This window comes from Stenotrophomonas maltophilia (assembly GCF_025642255.1).
GTDB classification, from domain to species: domain Bacteria; phylum Pseudomonadota; class Gammaproteobacteria; order Xanthomonadales; family Xanthomonadaceae; genus Stenotrophomonas; species Stenotrophomonas maltophilia_P.
Genome location: NZ_CP106759.1, coordinates 3,249,815 through 3,267,184, shown reverse-complemented (window position 1 = coordinate 3,267,184; position 17,370 = coordinate 3,249,815). Strand labels below are relative to the sequence as shown.

Annotated in this window: 14 protein-coding genes; 10 read left to right on the top strand and 4 right to left on the bottom strand. The window is 67.6% G+C overall.

Features of this window, described 5'->3' with window-relative positions; translation table 11 throughout:
• Positions 1 to 7: 7 nt before the first annotated feature.
• Positions 8 to 826, bottom strand: a complete 819-nt coding sequence (locus tag N8888_RS14975) for a S1/P1 nuclease (protein WP_065175752.1) — start codon at positions 824 to 826, stop codon at positions 8 to 10.
• 114 nt (positions 827 to 940) lie between these two features.
• Between N8888_RS14975 and N8888_RS14970 the strand changes: the two genes are divergently transcribed.
• Positions 941 to 2,065 carry a GGDEF domain-containing protein gene (locus N8888_RS14970; RefSeq protein WP_262219116.1) on the top strand — a complete coding sequence of 375 codons (1,125 nt, stop codon included), beginning with the start codon at positions 941 to 943 and terminating at the stop codon, positions 2,063 to 2,065.
• A 97-nt stretch (positions 2,066 to 2,162) separates the two neighbouring features.
• Here the strand turns inward: N8888_RS14970 and N8888_RS14965 are convergent, their stop codons facing one another.
• Positions 2,163 to 2,792, bottom strand: coding sequence for an OmpW/AlkL family protein (locus N8888_RS14965; protein WP_053518487.1), 630 nt, complete (start codon positions 2,790 to 2,792; stop codon positions 2,163 to 2,165).
• A 192-nt stretch (positions 2,793 to 2,984) separates the two neighbouring features.
• Here N8888_RS14965 and gap point away from each other — a divergent pair, with 192 nt between their 5' ends.
• From gap to N8888_RS14925, 8 genes are all read left to right on the top strand, one after another.
• Positions 2,985 to 3,989 carry a type I glyceraldehyde-3-phosphate dehydrogenase gene (gap, locus tag N8888_RS14960; RefSeq protein ID WP_053518489.1) on the top strand — a complete coding sequence of 335 codons (1,005 nt, stop codon included), beginning with the start codon at positions 2,985 to 2,987 and terminating at the stop codon, positions 3,987 to 3,989.
• A gap of 127 nt (positions 3,990 to 4,116) precedes the next feature.
• Positions 4,117 to 6,774 carry a DUF2339 domain-containing protein gene (locus N8888_RS14955; protein ID WP_263175497.1) on the top strand — a complete coding sequence of 886 codons (2,658 nt, stop codon included), beginning with the start codon at positions 4,117 to 4,119 and terminating at the stop codon, positions 6,772 to 6,774.
• Positions 6,771 to 8,144, top strand: a complete 1,374-nt coding sequence (locus N8888_RS14950; protein ID WP_263175495.1) for a DUF3999 domain-containing protein — start codon at positions 6,771 to 6,773, stop codon at positions 8,142 to 8,144. The genes N8888_RS14955 and N8888_RS14950 overlap by 4 nt, the downstream gene beginning before the upstream one ends.
• Positions 8,145 to 8,267: 123 nt before the next feature.
• Complete coding sequence (locus N8888_RS14945; protein WP_053518495.1) at positions 8,268 to 9,443, top strand: phosphoglycerate kinase; 1,176 nt, start codon at positions 8,268 to 8,270, stop codon at positions 9,441 to 9,443.
• A complete protein-coding gene (locus tag N8888_RS14940) occupies positions 9,440 to 10,126 on the top strand; it encodes an HAD hydrolase-like protein (protein ID WP_053518497.1) in 687 nt (228 codons plus the stop codon). Before N8888_RS14945 ends, N8888_RS14940 begins: the two co-directional genes overlap by 4 nt.
• A 143-nt stretch (positions 10,127 to 10,269) precedes the next feature.
• Positions 10,270 to 11,736 carry a pyruvate kinase gene (pyk, locus tag N8888_RS14935; protein ID WP_065175757.1) on the top strand — a complete coding sequence of 489 codons (1,467 nt, stop codon included), beginning with the start codon at positions 10,270 to 10,272 and terminating at the stop codon, positions 11,734 to 11,736.
• Positions 11,737 to 11,902: 166 nt separating this feature from the next.
• Positions 11,903 to 12,907, top strand: a complete 1,005-nt coding sequence (locus N8888_RS14930) for a class I fructose-bisphosphate aldolase (RefSeq protein WP_053518502.1) — start codon at positions 11,903 to 11,905, stop codon at positions 12,905 to 12,907.
• A gap of 130 nt (positions 12,908 to 13,037) precedes the next feature.
• A complete protein-coding gene (locus tag N8888_RS14925; RefSeq protein ID WP_065175758.1) occupies positions 13,038 to 14,177 on the top strand; it encodes an ABC transporter substrate-binding protein in 1,140 nt (379 codons plus the stop codon).
• Positions 14,178 to 14,251: 74 nt separating this feature from the next.
• On the opposite strand, the gene N8888_RS14920 is transcribed toward N8888_RS14925, so the two are convergent.
• Positions 14,252 to 14,851: an O-acetyl-ADP-ribose deacetylase gene (locus N8888_RS14920; RefSeq protein WP_053517092.1), complete on the bottom strand. Its 600-nt coding sequence runs from the start codon at positions 14,849 to 14,851 to the stop codon at positions 14,252 to 14,254.
• 273 nt (positions 14,852 to 15,124) lie between these two features.
• Positions 15,125 to 16,084, bottom strand: a complete 960-nt coding sequence (cysK, locus tag N8888_RS14915) for a cysteine synthase A (protein WP_065175759.1) — start codon at positions 16,082 to 16,084, stop codon at positions 15,125 to 15,127.
• 206 nt (positions 16,085 to 16,290) lie between these two features.
• Between cysK and N8888_RS14910 the strand changes: the two genes are divergently transcribed.
• On the top strand, positions 16,291 to 17,274 hold the full coding sequence (locus N8888_RS14910; protein ID WP_053517088.1) for a LysR family transcriptional regulator: 984 nt from the start codon (positions 16,291 to 16,293) through the stop codon (positions 17,272 to 17,274).
• Positions 17,275 to 17,370 lie beyond the last annotated feature (96 nt).

Genomic DNA, 17,370 nt, shown 5'->3' with positions numbered 1-17,370 from the left:
AACCTCCTCAGCGTGCGGCGAGCACGCGGTTCAGCAGCTGCGCCAGATTCTCGCCGGCCAGCCGCAGCTGCGCTTCCGCCACCGGGCGGTAGCGCGCGGTGTATTCATCGCCGATCTTACGCGAGGCTGGATAAACGCCGGCTTGCATCGAAATGCGGCAGCTGGCTTCAGCCCACGCCTGCGGATCGCGCTGCGGATTGGACTGGCGCGCCAGTTTCGGCGCCGGCAGCGACCGCAGCACCGGCAGATAGCCGTTGTCGTCCAGCTTGCGGGTGTTGAGCATGCCGCTGTCCCACAGCGAATGGAGGTTGGTGCCGCGGTTGCCGTACTGCAGCTGGAAGTCGTTGCCGCCCTTGTCGTGACCGTAGCCGGCATGCATTGGCTGGTGGATGTCGCCGACCAGATGCACCACGAACTTCAGGGCCTGCAGCCGCTCGCCGTCGGTCAGGCTGCGATCGCCGAGGATCGCGCTCTGTGCCTTCAGCGCCTCGACGATGCAGTTGCCGTTGGTGCAGTGCCTCGGCGCTTCGTAGTGACAGCCGTCTTCGGCGATGTTGACGTAATGCCAGCCGGCGGAACGGCGGCCGAGGCCCGGGTCCTTGGCGCGCAGCTGGTCGGCCCAGGGCGCCACGCTGGCGAGGGTGGCGCCGGGTTCGGTGGCCAGCAGGCGGTCGACTTCGGCGCGTGCAGCGGGCGAGAGGCGGGAATCCGCTACCTCAGCGACAAGGCGATGACCTTGCGCGCCCCAGGCATGGGCAGGGGCGGAGGCGGACAGCAGAGCCGGCGCGATCGCGGCGGCGAGGAACAGGGAATGCAGGGCTTTCATGCCGGCATTCTAGCGGGGCGGCGGCCGGACGCGTTTGATCCAGCATGGCCGCTCGCCACGCGCCCTTGATGCGCGGACCGGTACGTTGGCGCGGCCACGGGCGGGGACATCGCGATGAGCATCACGGACCGGCGCATCACGGCAGTACATGCGGACGACGGCTTTGCCCGCGCGTTCGATGAACAGGTGGTCTGGCGGATGCGCTGGGCCTGTGCCGTTGCCGGCATCTTTTCAATCGGCTTTGCCGTGCTGGACCATTTCTGGCTTCCGCCGGATGTGCATGCACAGGTACTGCGCTGGCGGCTCGGGCTGCTGCTGCCGGTACTGCTGGTGGCGGTAGCACTCACCTTCGTCCCGGCGTTCCGCCGCCATCTGCAGTGGCTGGGGGGCGGTGCGGTGCTGATCAGCGGGCTGGCGCTGGTGACGATGATCTGGACGGCGCATCGCGCCGGCGTGGATTATCCCTATGAAGGCGTCAGCCTGTTCCTGCTGCTGAACTACTTCCTGTGTGGCCTGCGCTTCGGCGTCGCCACGCTGACCGGAACCCTGATCGCATCGGCGTTCGTGCTGGCGGAGCTGCAGGTCGGCCGGCACTGGGCGCAGATGCTGCAGAGCGTGACGTTCGTGCTGGCCAGCAACCTGGCTGGCATCTTCGGTAGTTACATCCTGGAAAGGCAGGCGCGTGCAACCTGGCGCGCCGAGCAGCGGCTGGATGCACTGGCCAACCACGACGGATTGACCGGATTGCTCAACCGGCGCGCATTCGATCGTCGTGCCAACCAGATCTTCCAGCGTTATCTCCGCCGGCCGCACGCGCGTGGCGCCTTGCGCATCGCGATGATCGACATCGACTACTTCAAGCGCTACAACGACCATCATGGTCACCCGGCGGGCGATGCGGTCCTGCATGCGGTGGCGGTGACGCTGGCCGCGCAGCTTCGCGGCGCTGACTCGGTGGTGGCGCGGTACGGCGGTGAGGAGTTCGTGGCGCTGGGGCAGTGGTCGCCAGGCGAGCCGGAAACCGCGCCGTTCGAGCGGATGCGTCAGCAGGTCCAGGCGCTGGCGATCGCCCATGCCGATTCGGACGCCGCGCCGGTGGTGAGCGTCAGTATTGGTGTGGCGCGGTGGCATGACGATGGCGCCGATTCGCTGGAGCAGGCACTGGCGCGTGCGGATGCCGCGCTGTATCGGGCCAAGGCGTCCGGGCGCAACCGGGTCGAGGTGGCCACGGATGGGTAAGCCGAAAAAAGCCCCGGCGATCACCGGGGCAACATGCTGCGGAGGGTTCAGCGGTTGGCCGGAGGGCGGGGCAGGCCCGCCACGCCGGAGGCCGCGCTCAGAACTTGAAGACGTAGGAGGCGCCGTAGACCAGCGGATCGATGTTGACCGTACCGATCTTCTGGCCGTCCAGCTTCACCTTGCTGTCGATGTCGATCCAGCGCATGTCCACGCGCAGCGCGCCCTTCTCGCCGATCGCGAAGTCCACGCCGGCGTGCGCGGCCAGACCCCAGGAGTCCTGCAGCTTCAGCCGGCTGTCCTTGAGCGCGCCCGTGGTGTCTTCGCTGAAGAAGGTCGTGTAGTTCACGCCCGCACCGATGAACGGCGACACCTTGCCCTTGCTGTTGAAGTGGTACTGCACGGTCACCACCGGCGGCAGCTGCTTGGTGCTGCCGACACGGCCGAGGCCGTTGATGTTGATGTCGTGCTTGAACGGCAGTGCCGCCAGCACTTCGATGCCCAGGTTGTCAGCGATGAAGTACTCGCCGGTGATGGTCGGCTTGACGTCGTTGTCGACGTCGACCTTCAGCGTGCCACCGGCCAGCCAGCCGTTGTTCGACTTCGGTGCCACCTGGTGCACGCCGGCCGAAAGGGTCCAGTCGCCCTTGGACTGGGCCATCGCCGGGGCGGCGGCGAGGGACAGGGCGGCGGCCAGGCTGGCCACGATCAGGGGAGAGGTCTTGCGCATGGGGGTGTTCTCGTTGCGGGGTGGATGGGGCCAGTCTCGGCCTCACGCCGCGCTAACGCTTTGATCCGGATCAAATCCGGCCAGCCCGCCCGCCACCGGCCCGGTCTGGCCGGCGGTGGCCAGGCCGGGCCTGCTAGACTTGTGGGCCCTATCCACCCCGCCGCACCCGTCGCGGCTGCAGGAGCTTGAGAAATGGCAATCAAGGTTGGTATCAACGGTTTCGGTCGCATCGGGCGTAACGTCCTGCGCTCGGCGGTGCTGAACTTCGGCGACGACATCGAAATCGTGGCCATCAACGATCTGCTGGAGCCGGATTACCTGGCCTACATGCTCAAGTACGACTCCGTGCACGGTCGCTTCAAGGCTGACGTGTCGGTGCAGGGCAACGACCTGCTGGTCAACGGCAAGAAGATCCGCCTGACCCAGGAACGCGATCCGGCCAACCTGAAGTGGGACGAAGTGGGCGTGGACGTGGTCATCGAGTCCACCGGTCTGTTCCTGACCAAGGAAACCGCGCAGAAGCACATCGATGCCGGCGCCAAGAAGGTCATCCTGTCCGCCCCGTCCAAGGACGATACGCCGATGTTCGTGTTCGGCGTGAACGACAAGACCTACGCCGGCCAGGCGATCATCTCCAACGCCTCGTGCACCACCAACTGCCTGGCCCCGCTGGCCAAGGTCATCAATGACAAGTGGGGCATCAAGCGTGGCCTGATGACCACCGTGCACGCCGCCACGGCTACCCAGAAGACCGTTGACGGCCCGTCCAACAAGGACTGGCGCGGCGGCCGCGGCATCCTGGAGAACATCATTCCGTCCTCCACCGGTGCGGCCAAGGCGGTCGGCGTGGTCATTCCGGAACTGAACAAGAAGCTCACCGGCATGAGCTTCCGCGTGCCGACCTCGGACGTGTCGGTGGTCGACCTGACCGTCGAGCTGGAAAAGGAAGCCACCTACGCCGAGATCTGCGCCGAAGTGAAGGCACAGAGCGAAGGCGCGCTGAAGGGCATCCTCGGCTACACCGAAGACAAGGTCGTGGCTACCGACTTCCGCGGTGAGACCCACACGTCGGTGTTCGATGCCGAAGCCGGCATTGCCCTGGACGGTACCTTCGTCAAGCTCGTGTCGTGGTACGACAACGAGTGGGGTTACTCCAACAAGTGCCTGGAAATGGCCAGGGTCGTCGCCGCCAAGTAAGGCCGGCGAAGATCGCGCACGAACCCCGGCCTGGCCGGGGTTCGTCGTTTGAGGGACCGGCCCTGTCGTAGCATGGGGCGGTCCGACCGCCGCCGCAGGGGCGCGGGATCGCATGGGAAGGCACGCAATGGAAGCACTGATAGCCCTGGTCGTATTGATACTGCTGGCGATTCCGCTGCTGCTGGTGGTCGCGCTGGTGATGATCGCCGGCCTGCGGCGCCGGGTCGCTGCGCTTGAGAGCGCACTGGCCGATGTGTCGCAATCGCCGCGCGCTGCCGCGCCACCGCCCGGGCCCGCCCCCGTTCCGGCAACGGACGCGCCAGCCATGGAGCGACCGCGGGCTGCGGCAGCACCTTCTCCCGTGGCGGCCCATGCGCCGGAATCCTCCGTGCCGGCGCCGCCGCGGCAGGCAGCGCCGCCACCACCACCGCTGCCGGCCACGCCGCCCCCGCCTGCGCCGCCGGTCGAGCCGGCCGGGCCGGGCTTCTTCGAGCGTGGCATCGGCGCCGTCAAACGCTGGTTCACCGAGGGCAACGTGCCGGTCAAGATCGGCATGCTGGTGCTGCTGGCCGGTGTTGCCGCGCTGCTGAAGTACGTCAGTGACCAGGGCTGGCTGGTGCTCCCGGTCGAACTCCGGCTGGCGGCCGTCACCGCTGGTGCGCTGGGCCTGCTGGCCTTCGGCTGGCATCAGCGCGAACGCCGGCGCCTGTTCGCGCTGGCCCTGCAGGGCGGCGCCATCGGTGTGCTGCTGCTGACCATCTTCGCGGCATTCAAGCGTTTTGAACTGCTTGCGCCGGGATTTGCGTTCGCCAGTTCGATCGCGCTGGTCGCCGGCCTGTGCGTGCTGGCAGTGCTGCAGAACTCGCGCACCCTGGCGGTGCTGGGCATCCTGGCGGGCTTCATGGCCCCGCTGTGGCTGTCGACCGGAAGTGGCAACCATGTCGGCCTCTTCAGCTACTACGCAGTGCTCAACGCCGGCATCTTCGCCATCGCCTGGTTCCGTCCGTGGCGCGCGCTGAACCTGCTGGGCTTCGCGTTCACCTTCGGTATCGGCACGTTCTGGGGCGTGCTTCAGTACAGGGCCGAGAAGTTCTCCAGCACCGAACCGTTCCTGCTGCTGTTCTTCGCCTTCTATCTGCTGATTCCCCTGCTGTACGCGCGCAGGCAGCCTGCCGGTCGCCGCGATCTGGTCGATGGCAGCCTGGTGTTCGGCACGCCGTTGATCGCCTTCTCGCTGCAGGCGGCGATGCTGCACGAACAGCCGATGACACTGGCACTGTGCGCGCTGGGCCTGGCGGTGATCTACGCGGTGCTGGCGCGTGCCTTGATCGCCCGGGCCTCGTATACGGTGCTGGCGCAGTCGCACGCGGTGCTGGCGGTGGGTTTCGCCACGCTGGCCGTGCCGCTGGCCTTGTCCGCCCGTGCCACCGGTGCGGTGTTCGCGCTGGAAGGTGCCGGGCTGGCCTGGCTCGGTCTGCGCCAGAGGCGCTGGCTGCCACAGGTGTCCGCTGCGCTGCTGCAGATGGCGGCGGCATTCGCCTTCGTGGCAGGTGGCAACCACTGGCACGAGGACGCGCGCCTGCTGCTCAATCCCACCGCGATCGGTGCGCTGCTGCTGGCCGTGGCGGGGTTGGCGTCGGCGTGGAGCTACCAGCGCCGGGCACGTCATGAGATCGCCCTGGTCTACTACCTGTGGGGCCTGCTGTGGTGGCTCGGCGGCTGGGTGCACGAGATCGGTCGTTTCCTCGCGCATGCCTCGCAGGCCGATGCACTGCTGGTGCTGGCGGCGGCGACCGCCTGGCTGGCAGCCGAGGTGCAGCGCCGGCAACCGGCACGTGCGCTGGGGATGACCGCACTGGCGATGCTGGCGATGGCGTTCCCATTGGCATTGGCGCAAAGCCATGCACACCAGCAACCGTTCGCGGGCCACGGCGCCCTGGCATGGGCGCTGTTCGCCGTGCTGGGGGTGCGCACGTTGCTGTGCCTGCGCCAGGGCGGCGACACGGTGGCGCGCATCGCCCAGTTCCTGTGGTGGCTGCTGTGGCCATCGCTGCTTTCGCTGCTGGCCCTGTGGGGAGGCGGCGAGGCTGGCCTGGCACAGGGCTGGACATTGTTGCTGGTGACGCTGCCCTGGCTGCTGCTGGCCGCGCTGTCACTGTGGCGCTGGGGTTGGCTGCGCTGGCCGCTGGGCCCGGCATTCGATACCGCACGCGTGCCGCTGCAGTGCGTGCTGTTCGCGCTGCTGGCGACCGGATGGCTGCTGGGCCAGCTGCTGCCGGGCACTGCGGCACCGCTGCCGTGGCTGCCGGTGCTGAACCCGGCCGAGATGGGGCAGTGGCTGAGCCTGTTGCTGCTGGCGCGCTGGCTGTACAGCGATGTGGCACCGCCCGCGCTGCGCAGGCTGCGCCTGCCGGTGCTGGCACTGGCGGGCTTCATCGCCCTGACCAGCCTGGTCCTGCATGGCGTGCACCACTGGGGGGGACTGGCCTGGAGTACGTCGATGGCGCGCTACAGCTTGGCCCAGACCAGCCTGACCGTGCTGTGGAGCGTGCTCGGCGTGATCGCCTGGGTATGGGGCTCGCGTCGTGGCCAACGTGTGTTGTGGATGGTCGGTGCGGTGCTGATGGGCGTGGTCCTGGCCAAGCTGGTCCTCATCGACCGCCAGCACCTGGGCAACCTGCTCGGGATCGCATCGTTCATCGCCTATGGCCTGCTGTGTACGGTCGTCGGCTATCTGGCACCGGCGCCACCGGGCGCGGTGCCATCCGTGGAGGAAAACCAATGAGAATGTGGAGCAGGATGGTGGTGCCGGCGATGCTGGGCCTGTTCGCCACCATGGCCGTACACGCGTCCGACTACCGCACGCAGTACGCCGAGCAGTGGCCGCTGACGCTGTCCAGTGCGCAGTCCGGCGCCTATCGGGTGGTGCTGGAACCGGCGATCTACCGCCGTGCAGGCGCAGCAGACCTGGGTGACCTGCAGGTGTTCAACGCGGCCGGACAGGCCCTGCCGTCGGCATTGCTGGCACCCGACGCGCCGCTGGCACAGCCGCCGGTGCAGCGCGAGCTGCCCTGGTTCGCACTGCCGCCGCTGGCCGATGCGCAACGCAACGACCTGCAGTTGCTGACCGAGCGCGATACCGACGGCCGCGTGCGCCGGGTCGAAGCGCGTGTCGGTGCTGGCACGGTGAACGGACAGGGCGGCTGGCTGATCGATGCCAGCGTGCTCGGCCAGCAGCCGCTGGCGGCGCTGGTGCTGGATTGGGCCGACAGTGGCCAGCCGCTGCAGGCGCAGGTGCAGCTTGATGCCAGCGATGACCTGCAGCATTGGCGCTCCATCAGTCGGGACATTCCGCTGGTGGACCTGCAGCGCGCCGGCAAACGATTGCTGCAGCGACGCCTGCAGGTTGACGGCAATGCGCGCTATCTGCGCGTGCTGCCGCAGGGCGACGCGCGACTGCCTGCCCTGCATGGCGTGCTCGCCGAGCTTCCGCCGGCGCCGGCGACGTTGCCGTGGGAATGGCTGTCACTGACGCCGACAGCGCAGGGCAAGGGCGAATACACCTTCGAACTGGACGGCCGTTTCCCGATCGCGCGCGCCGATGTCGCCAGTACCGACAACAGCCTGGTGCAGTGGACGCTGTTCAGCCGCGACGATGAAGGCGCGGAGTGGCAACGACGCAGTGCACCGTGGATCGCCTATCAGCTGCAGCAGGGAACGCAGGGCCCGCGTCAGCAGTCGGCGGCGCAGGTGCTGGGCGATGTGCACCGCGACCGCTACTGGAAGCTGGTGGCAAGCCCGGCGGAGATCGCCGGCGCCCCCACCCTGCGCCTGGGCTACCAGCCGGAAGTGATGGTGTTCCTGAGCCAGGGCGCTGCGCCCTATGCACTGGCGGTGGGCAGCGCGACGGCGCGCCGCGCGGAGGCGCCGATCGGGGTGCTGATCGAGGAACTTCGCCAGCGCAACGATCCGGCCTGGCAGCCGACGCTGGCACGCCTGGAGGGCCGTCCCGAGCCGCTGGCCGGAGACGCAGCGCTGGAACCGCAGCGGGACTGGAAGGCCTGGCTGCTGTGGGCGCTGCTGGGCGTGGGGGTCCTGGTCGTGGGCGGTCTGGCGGTCAGCCTGCTCAGGCAGAAGCCTTCGCCTTCGGCGTAGATCCCGACGAATCCCGGCCGCGCATGGAGCGGCGCTGCGGCCGGCGCCATCCGTTCTGCCGCAGCCGATACAATGACGGTCTGCCGAACGCCGGCACCCCGTCCCTGAGCCCAAGAGTTGCCCATGTCCATCGTCCGCATGACCGACCTCGACCTCTCCGGCAAGCGCGTGCTGATCCGCCAGGATCTGAACGTGCCGATCGAGAATGGCCGCATCACTTCCGAACAGCGCATCACCGCTTCGCTGCCGACGCTCAAGCGCGCACTGGAGCAGGGCGCGGCGGTGATGGTCACCTCGCACCTGGGCCGGCCGAAGGAAGGCGTGTGGAGCGAAGCCGATTCGCTGGCACCGGTTGCCGCACGCCTGTCCGAACTGCTGGGTCGCGAGGTGCCGCTGGTGCGCGACTGGATCGACGGCGTCGAGGTGCAGCCGGGCCAGCTGGTGCTGCTGGAAAACTGCCGGATGAACGTCGGCGAGGGCAAGGATGACGAAGCCCTGTCGAAGAAGTACGCCGCGCTGTGCGATGTGTTCGTGATGGATGCCTTCGGTACCGCGCACCGCGCGCAGGCGTCCACCCATGGCGTGATCCGTTTCGCCCCGGTCGCCGCGGGTGGCCCGCTGCTGATGGCCGAGCTGGATGCCCTGGCGCAGGCGCTGGACGCACCGGCCAAGCCGCTGCTGGCCATCGTGGCCGGCAGCAAGGTCAGCACCAAGCTGGAACTGCTGGCCAACCTGGTGGGCAAGGTCGACCAGCTGATCGTGGGGGGCGGCATCGCCAACACCTTCATCGCGGCTGCCGGCTACAAGGTCGGCAAGTCGCTGTACGAGCCGGACCTGCTGGACACCGCCCGGAAGATCGTTGCCGACGCCAAGGCGCGCGGGGCCGAGATTCCGCTTCCGGTGGACGTGGTCACGGCCAAGCAGTTCCTGCCCGACGCCATTGCCGAAGTGAAGGCCGTGGATGCGGTCGCCGAAGATGATCTGATCCTGGACATCGGTCCGCAGACCGCTGCCCAGTACGCGCAGCTGATTGCGAATGCCGGCACCGTGGTCTGGAACGGCCCTGTCGGCGTGTTCGAGTTTGAAGCCTTCAGCAAGGGAACCGAAGCGCTGGCGCGTGCCATCGCCACGTCCCCGGCATTCTCCATCGCCGGCGGTGGCGACACCCTGGCAGCGGTCGACAAGTTCGACATCGCCAAGGACGTGAGCTACATCTCCACCGGTGGCGGCGCGTTCCTGGAATTCCTGGAAGGCAAGACCCTGCCGGCCGTGGCCGCGCTCGCCGCGCGCGGCGCATGAACCCGGACGGCACCCAGGCCGGTTCTGCCCACCCGGCACCGGAAGAACGCGCGACGCTCTTCTTCGACCTGGACGGTACGTTGATCGATTCGCAGGTGGGCATCACCACCTGCATCGCTTATGCGCTGCAGAAGATGGAGCATCCGGTGCCGGCGCGGGAAACGCTGCTGGGCTGGATCGGGCCTTCGCTGCGCACCACGTTCGCGCCGCTGTTCATCGAACCGGCGCGGGTGGAGCAGGCCGTCGGGTACTACCGCGAGCGCTTCGATGCCGAGGGCTGGCGCGAGCACACGGTGTACCCCCAGGTGGAGGACGCCCTGCGCACCTTGCATGCGCGTGGCCACCGCCTGGCGGTGGTCACCGCCAAGAACGAGCCGCACGCGCGCCGGATCCTGGCCCATCTGCCGTTCGGCGGATTGTTCGAGGACATCATCGGCTCGACCCTGGATGGTTCGCGCAGCCACAAGCCCGAGCTGGTCGGCGAAGCGCTGCGCCGGCTGCAGGTGTCGCCCACGCAGTGCTGGATGATCGGCGACCGTCGCATGGATATCGAGGGCGCGCGTCACCACGGCCTGCGAAGCATCGGCGTGCTGTGGGGGTTTGGTGGCGAAGCGGAACTCACTGAAGCCGGTGCGGGCCAGCTGGCACGCGAACCGGTCCAGCTGACGACACTGTTGGCCTGATACCGGGCACCCTGCGCCGGCGTATGTCCGGGCGATGTCCGTTACATGTCCCGCAGAGTCAGGCAGCACAAGGTTGTAACCGCATACATGGGGCGTGAAGGATGTGCTAATTTCCGTGCTTTAACGGGAGAGGCCCATTCACCATGTTCGAGCGTCAGCGTCGCACCAAGATCCTAGCCACCCTCGGTCCGGCCACCGATCCGCCGGGCGTGCTGGAGGATCTGTTCCGCGCCGGCGTCAACGTGGTGCGCCTGAACTTCAGCCACGGTGACCCGTCCGGCCAGGCCAAGCGTGCCGCCGACGTGCGCGCTGCCGCGCAGCGGGTGGGCGTGGAAGTGGGCATCCTGGCCGACCTGCCGGGCCCGAAGATCCGCATCGAGCGCTTTGCCGAAGGCAAGATCCATCTCAAGGCGGGCGATCGTTTCGATCTGGTCGCCTCGCCCAACGCACCGGCCGGCGATGCCACGCAGGTGGGTGTGAGCTACCTCGGCCTGCCGCAGGACGTCGGCCCCGGTGATGTCCTGCTCCTCGATGACGGCCTGATGCAGCTGCAGGTCGTCGAGGTGCAGGGTGAGCGGATCATCAGCACCGTGCTCAACGACGGGGTGCTGTCTGATCGCAAGGGCTTGAACAAGCAGGGCGGTGGCCTGTCGCTGGGCGCGTTGACCGAGCGCGACAAGGAGCTGATCGGGATCGTCGCCAAGATCGGTGTCGACTTCATCGCCGTTTCCTTCTGCCGCAATGCGCAGGACATGAACGATGCCCGCGCGATCGCCGAATCGCACGGCTGCTACGCCGCGCTGGTGTCCAAGATCGAGCGCACCGAAGCGATCGAGAACCTGGAGGAGATCGTCGAGGCCAGTGACGTGGTGATGGTGGCGCGCGGCGACCTCGGCGTGGAAATCGGCGATGCCGAACTGCCGGGCCTGCAGAAGAAGATCATCAAGGCTTCGCTGGCGCAGAACAAGGTGGTGATCACTGCCACCCAGATGCTGCAGTCGATGGTGGAAAGCCCGATCCCGACCCGCGCGGAAGTGCTGGACGTGGCCAACTCGGTGATCGACGGCACCGATGCGGTGATGCTGTCGGCCGAAACCGCTGCCGGTGCGTATCCGGTCAAGGCCGTGGAGGCGATGGCGCGCATCTGCCTGGGCGCCGAGCGCCAGTTCCAGACCGAGACCGACTTCAATGCGTCGCCGCGCAACCTGGAGCGCGCCGACCAGGCCATCGCGATGGCGACCATGTTCCTGTCCCAGCACGTGGGCGTGCGGGCCATCGTGGCCATGACCGAGTCCGGCGGTACCGCGCGCTACCTGTCGCGCTTCCGTGCCAAGGCACCGGTGTTCGCGGTGACCCGCCATGACGGCGCACGCCGGCAGATGGCGCTGATGCGCGATGTGTTTCCGATCAATTTCGACAGCCGTGGCCTGACCCCGCGCGAAGCCGCACGTGGCAGCATCCGCCTGCTGGTCGAATCGGATCTGCTGCAGGCCGGCGATCGGGTGGTGTTCACCAGCGGTGAGCACATGGAAACCCACGGTGCGACCAACACCCTGCGCCTGCTCGAGGTGGGCGAAGACGGTCGCGCCAGCGGTCTGGGCGATCTGTAACCGCTGCGGAACCGGGTCGGAGCCCCACCGGGGCTCTGACCGGAACGCCGCAGGACAGCGCCTGTCCTGAACGGACATTGGAATCGTTTCCAGTCTGGCCTCCACGTCGAGGCCACGGGCTGCGGGGCTATACTTACGTTTTTCCCGCACCCGCCACAGGAAGTACATGAGCATCGAACAGCTGGCTGAAACCGCCCAGGCCATGGTTGCCCCGGGCAAGGGCATCATCGCGATCGACGAATCCACCGGTACCATCGCCAAGCGCTTCGCCGGCGTGGGCATCGAGAACACCGAGGAGAACCGTCGCGCCTATCGCGAACTGCTGCTGACCACGCCGAAGCTCAACGAGCACATTTCCGGCGCCATCCTGTACGACGAAACCATCCGCCAGTCGACCAAGGACGGCGTGCCGTTCGCCAAGTACATGGCCGACCACGGCATGATTCCGGGCATCAAGGTGGACAAGGGTGCGCATCCGCTGGCCGGCTGCCCGGGCGAACTGGTCACCGAAGGCCTGGACGGCCTGCGTGAGCGCCTGCAGGAGTATTACAAGCTGGGTGCGCGCTTTGCCAAGTGGCGTGCGGTCATCAACATCGGCGAGAGCATTCCGTCGGGCACCTGCATCGAATCCAACGCCCATGCGCTGGCCCGCTACGCCGCGCTGTGCCAGGAATGCGGCCTGGTGCCGATGGTCGAGCCGGAAGTGATCATGGACGGCGACCACGACATCGAGACCTGCTACGAAGTCACCGAAGCCACCCTGCGTTCGCTGTTCGACGCCCTGTACCAGCAGAACGTGCTGCTGGAAGGCACCATCCTGAAGGCTTCGATGGTCATCTCGGGCAAGGACTGCGAAGAGCAGGCCGACGTCGAGGAAGTGGCCGAGTCCACCGTGATGTGCCTGAAGAGCACCGTGCCGGCGATCCTGCCGGGCGTGGTGTTCCTGTCCGGCGGCCAGAGCGATGAACAGTCCACCGCCCACCTCAATGCGATGAACCAGCTGGGCAACCTGCCGTGGCCGCTGAGCTTCTCCTACGGCCGTGCCATGCAGCAGGCGGCACTGAAGCTGTGGGCCAAGGACATGAAGGGCAACTACGCCGCCGCGCAGAAGACCGTGTTCGAGCGCGCCAAGGAAAACGGCCTGGCTGCACTGGGCAAGTGGAACGGTTGATCGGTTCCATCGCAGGATGAACAGGGCAACGCCGGCCTCACGCCGGCGTTTGCTTTTGCGGGTATCTTTTCCGCCTCCCGCGGGCCCGGCCGGCCCGGGGGACACACATGGAAGGCCAAGGAGAAAAAACATGCGTTTGGCAGCAATCACGCTGGCCGTTGCTACGGTCCTCGCCGCAGGCGGTTGCAACCGCTCCGGCAGCAATGCGGATGTGGGCAAGGCCCCGTCGCTCGAGTTCGACAAGCCCGTTTCCGGCGAGATCACCTCGCGCAGCGGCATCAATTTCAATGACGGCAGCCACCACCAGCTGTACCAGATCACGCTGGAGGACAAGCAGCTGGTGGGCATGAAGCTGACCGGTGCCCTCAGTGGCTCGATTGCCGTGTTCAACAATGGCAGCCTGGTCGCCAGCAGCCGCACCGGCTATGAGCGCAGCGGGGATGTATCGCTGGCGTTCCGCGCCAACGGTGCCGGCACCTACCAGGTGGCGGTCAACGCCGACAGCCCGACCGCCTACGGCCCTTACCGCCTGCGGGTAGAGAAGCTGGTGCCCTACGACGGCAAGCCCATCGCAGGCAGCGGCGAAGTCGTGGACATGCTGGTTTCCGGATCGCAGGACTACACCCTGCAGGTGGACAAGGCCGGCCTCTATGAGGTCAACCTGTCGTCCGATGCGTTCGATACCGTGCTGAAGCTGAAGGGCGGCGAGATCGACGCGGAGAACGACGATGGCGGTGACAGCACCAATTCGCGCCTGTCGCTGCCGTTGCAGCCCGGCAAGTACACACTGGGCGTGCGCGGGCTGGACGACGATGCGTCCGGCACCTTCAAGCTGACCGTTGCCCGCACCGAGCTGCCGGGCAACATCGTCGAGCGCGACGGTACCCAACTGCCGCAGTCGGGCAGCGTGTTCACCATGCTCGACAGCGAAGGTCGCCGTCGCTTCCTGCTGACACTGGAGCGTCCGGGCGACGTTCGCCTGGATGCGATCTCCGGTCAGGTGGACACCGTGCTGCGTGTGGTCGGCGGTGATGTCGAGCTGGTCGACGACGACGGCGGCAACGGCACCAACGCGCGTCTGCAGGAATCGTTGCCGGCCGGTCATTACACCGTCGATGTTTCCAGCCTCAGCGACGAGCAGGGCCTGGTCGAGGTGCGCGTGCAGATCGATGGCGCCAGCGCTGCCGGCGCCGCGGCGTCGGCGGCCCGCGCAGCGGCGGATGCGGCGGCCGTGCCGGATGACGCCGCGGTCGACGCGGCCAGCCGCTGACGCGTCCAGGGGCACTGCCGCAATGAAAAGGCCGGGCATTGCCCGGCCTTTTCTTCAGTGCCGCCGCCCCGTGTTCAATGCGCGGCAGCGAAGCCGGTATCACCCAGTGGCGGCAGCAGCGTGCCGCGCACTTCGTTGTCCGCGTTCTGCCCGGCACTGGCCAGGGCCTGCTGATACGCCTTGGCCGTGGCGGTGTTGAAAGCAACCAGCACGATCCGCATCGGCTGTGCATGGCTGCGTTGCCACGCCAGGGTTTCCGTCACGGCGATCTGCGCGGCCTGGTAAAGCGGATAGCCGTACACGCCACAACTGATGGCCGGGAACGCGATCGACTGCACCCCGAGCGATTCGGCCAGCTGCAGCGATTTCCAGTAGCAGTTGGCCAGCAGCGCGGGTTCATCGCGCAGGCCGTCGTGCCAGACCGGGCCCACCGTGTGCAGCACGTGCCGCGCCGGCAATGCATGGGCGCCGGTGGCGCGCACTTCACCGGTCGGGCAGCGCACGCCTGGGCGCAGTTCCGGCAGTTGCCGGCATTCGGCCAGCAGGCCGGGGCCGGCGGCACGGTGGATCGCACCGTCCACTCCGCCGCCGCCCAGCAGCGATTCATTGGCCGCGTTGACGATCGCATCCACCGCCAGGGTCGTGATGTCGCCCTGCCACACTTCGATCTTCATGCGTCCGTCTCCTGCCTGTCGGATGTTCCGCGCAGTACCTGCGGCGGCTGTACCCAGCGTAGGGGACAGGCCATCGATGCTGCGTCATGACCGTCTCACGCGCTGCGATCCGACGGTCTTCACGCACGATGGCGGTCGCCACCTTCACGCAGGCTGAAGCAGAGAGGGGTCAGATCCTTTTCCGTATGGAAAAGGCCCTGACCCCATGTTTCCGAGGTGCGCAGGCAGGGTCAGAGCCCTCTCCCGGACGGGAAAGGGATCCGACCCTGTGCATCACGGCAGGCCGGCCAGCCAGTCGTCGTCGGAACCTTCGTTCACGTCGGCGAACAGGGGCGTGGAGAAGTAGCGCTCGCCGGTATCCGGAAGCATCGCCAGGATCACCGAACCCGGCTCGGCACGGCTGGCCACATCCAGCGCGCTGGCGACCGTGGCGCCGGCGGAGATGCCGACGAAGATGCCTTCCTCGGCGGCCAGCCGGCGCGCGGTGGCGATGGCGCGTTCGTCGTCCACGCTCAGCAGCTCGTCCACCACGTCGCGGTTGAGCACGTCCGGCACGAAGTCCGGCGTCCAGCCCTGGATCTTGTGCGGCTTCCAGTCATCGCCCTTGAGCAGCGCGGCGCCGGCTGGCTCGGTGGCGATGATGCGGGTCTGCGGCCGTGCGACCTTCAGCACCTCGCCGACACCGGTGAGGGTTCCGCCGGTTCCCCAGCCGCTGACGAAATAGTCCAGGCGCCTGCCGGCGAAGTCGCGCAGGATCTCCGCCGCCGTCGTGTTGCGGTGGTAGGCCGGGTTGGCCGGATTGGCGAACTGGCTGGCGAGGAACCAGCCATGCTGTTCGGCCAGTTCGCGCGCCTTGCGCACCATGCCGCTGCCACGTTCCGCCGCCGGGGTCAGGATCACCTTGGCGCCGTAGGCACGCATCAGCTTGCGGCGTTCCACCGAGAACGTCTCGACCATGGTCGCCACGAACTTGTAGCCACGGGCGGCGGCCACCATCGCCAGCGCCACGCCGGTGTTGCCCGAGGTGGCTTCGACGATGGTGTCACCCGGCTTGAGCAGGCCACGGGCCTCGGCGTCGAGGATGATCGCCAGCGCCAGGCGGTCCTTGACCGAACCGCCGGGATTGAACGACTCGACCTTGGCGTAGAGGCTGACCTGCGGCGGCGCCAGGCGCTGCAGCTTGACGATGGGGGTGTTGCCGACGGTGTCGAGGATGGAGTCGTACAGGGCCATGGAAGCGCTCCGGAGGCGGGGCCACGCCAGGACGGCGGGCGGAAGAGGGAGGGCTGGCTGTTCACGCCAGCGGCTGCCGGCTGACCGTAGCGCCGGCATATGACGCCCGGAAATGACCAGATGCCTTTCTTAAACAACCTTTGGTTATAAGCTGGTGACGGCAATTGACCCTAGAGTGGACCTCCGCCCCTGCTGCCTGCCCGCCCATGACGCTGACCCAGCTGCGCTATCTGGTCGCCATCGCCGACGCCGAGCTGAACATCACGCTGGCTGCCTCGCGCGTGCACGCCACCCAACCCGGCCTGTCCAAGCAGCTCAAGCAGCTGGAGGACGAGCTGGGCTTCCTGTTGTTCGTACGCAAGGGTCGCAGCCTGGAGTCCGTTACCCCGGCCGGTACCGAGGTGATCTCCCGCGCGCGCGCCGTGCTGGCCGAGGCCAACAACATCCGCACCTACGCGGCCAACCAGCGCCGCGAAAGCCAGGGCCAGCTGATCCTGACCACCACCCATACCCAGGCGCGTTTCGTGCTGCCGCCGGCGGTGGCGGCGATCAAGCAGGCGTATCCGCAGGTCAGCGTGCACCTGCAGCAGGCCGCCGAAGCCGATGCGCTGGATCGGTTGAACCAGGGTGATGCGGACATCGCCATCATCAGTACGGCCGGTGGGGAGCCTGGCGATGGCATCGCCGTACCGTTGTTCCGCTGGCGGCGGCTGGTGGTGGTGCCCAAGGGCCATCCGCTGGATCGCGCGGGCCGCGCACCGGACCTGGCGGCGCTCGCCCGCCAGCCCCTGATCAGCTATGAATCGTCCACGCGCCCGAACTCGTCGCTGCAGCGTGCCTTTGCTGCCAACGGGCTGGTTCCGGATCTGGCGCTGACTGCGCTGGACGCCGATCTGATCAAGACCTATGTCCGTACCGGCCTGGGTGTGGGCCTGCTGGCCGAAATGGCGGTCAGTTCCCTCGACGAAGACCTCAAGGCATGGCCGGCACCCGCTCCGATCGCGGAGTGCATCGCCTGGGCGGTTCTGCCGCGTGACCGCGTGCTGCGCGATTACGCGCTGGAGCTGGTGCATGTGTTGGCGCCACAGATCGATCCGCGGGACCTGCGCCGGGTGCTGGACGGCAACCAGGTGGCCGCGTGGCCGCTGCCGCCGACCTGGGAATCGCTGACCCAGACCATCACGGTGTGAGGATGCTCGGGCAGGGCTGCGCCCTGCACCTGCGAAGAACTGTCGCAACAGCAACAACGCGGCCAGGCCCCGATGGATCGGCCGGGGAGAGGAACA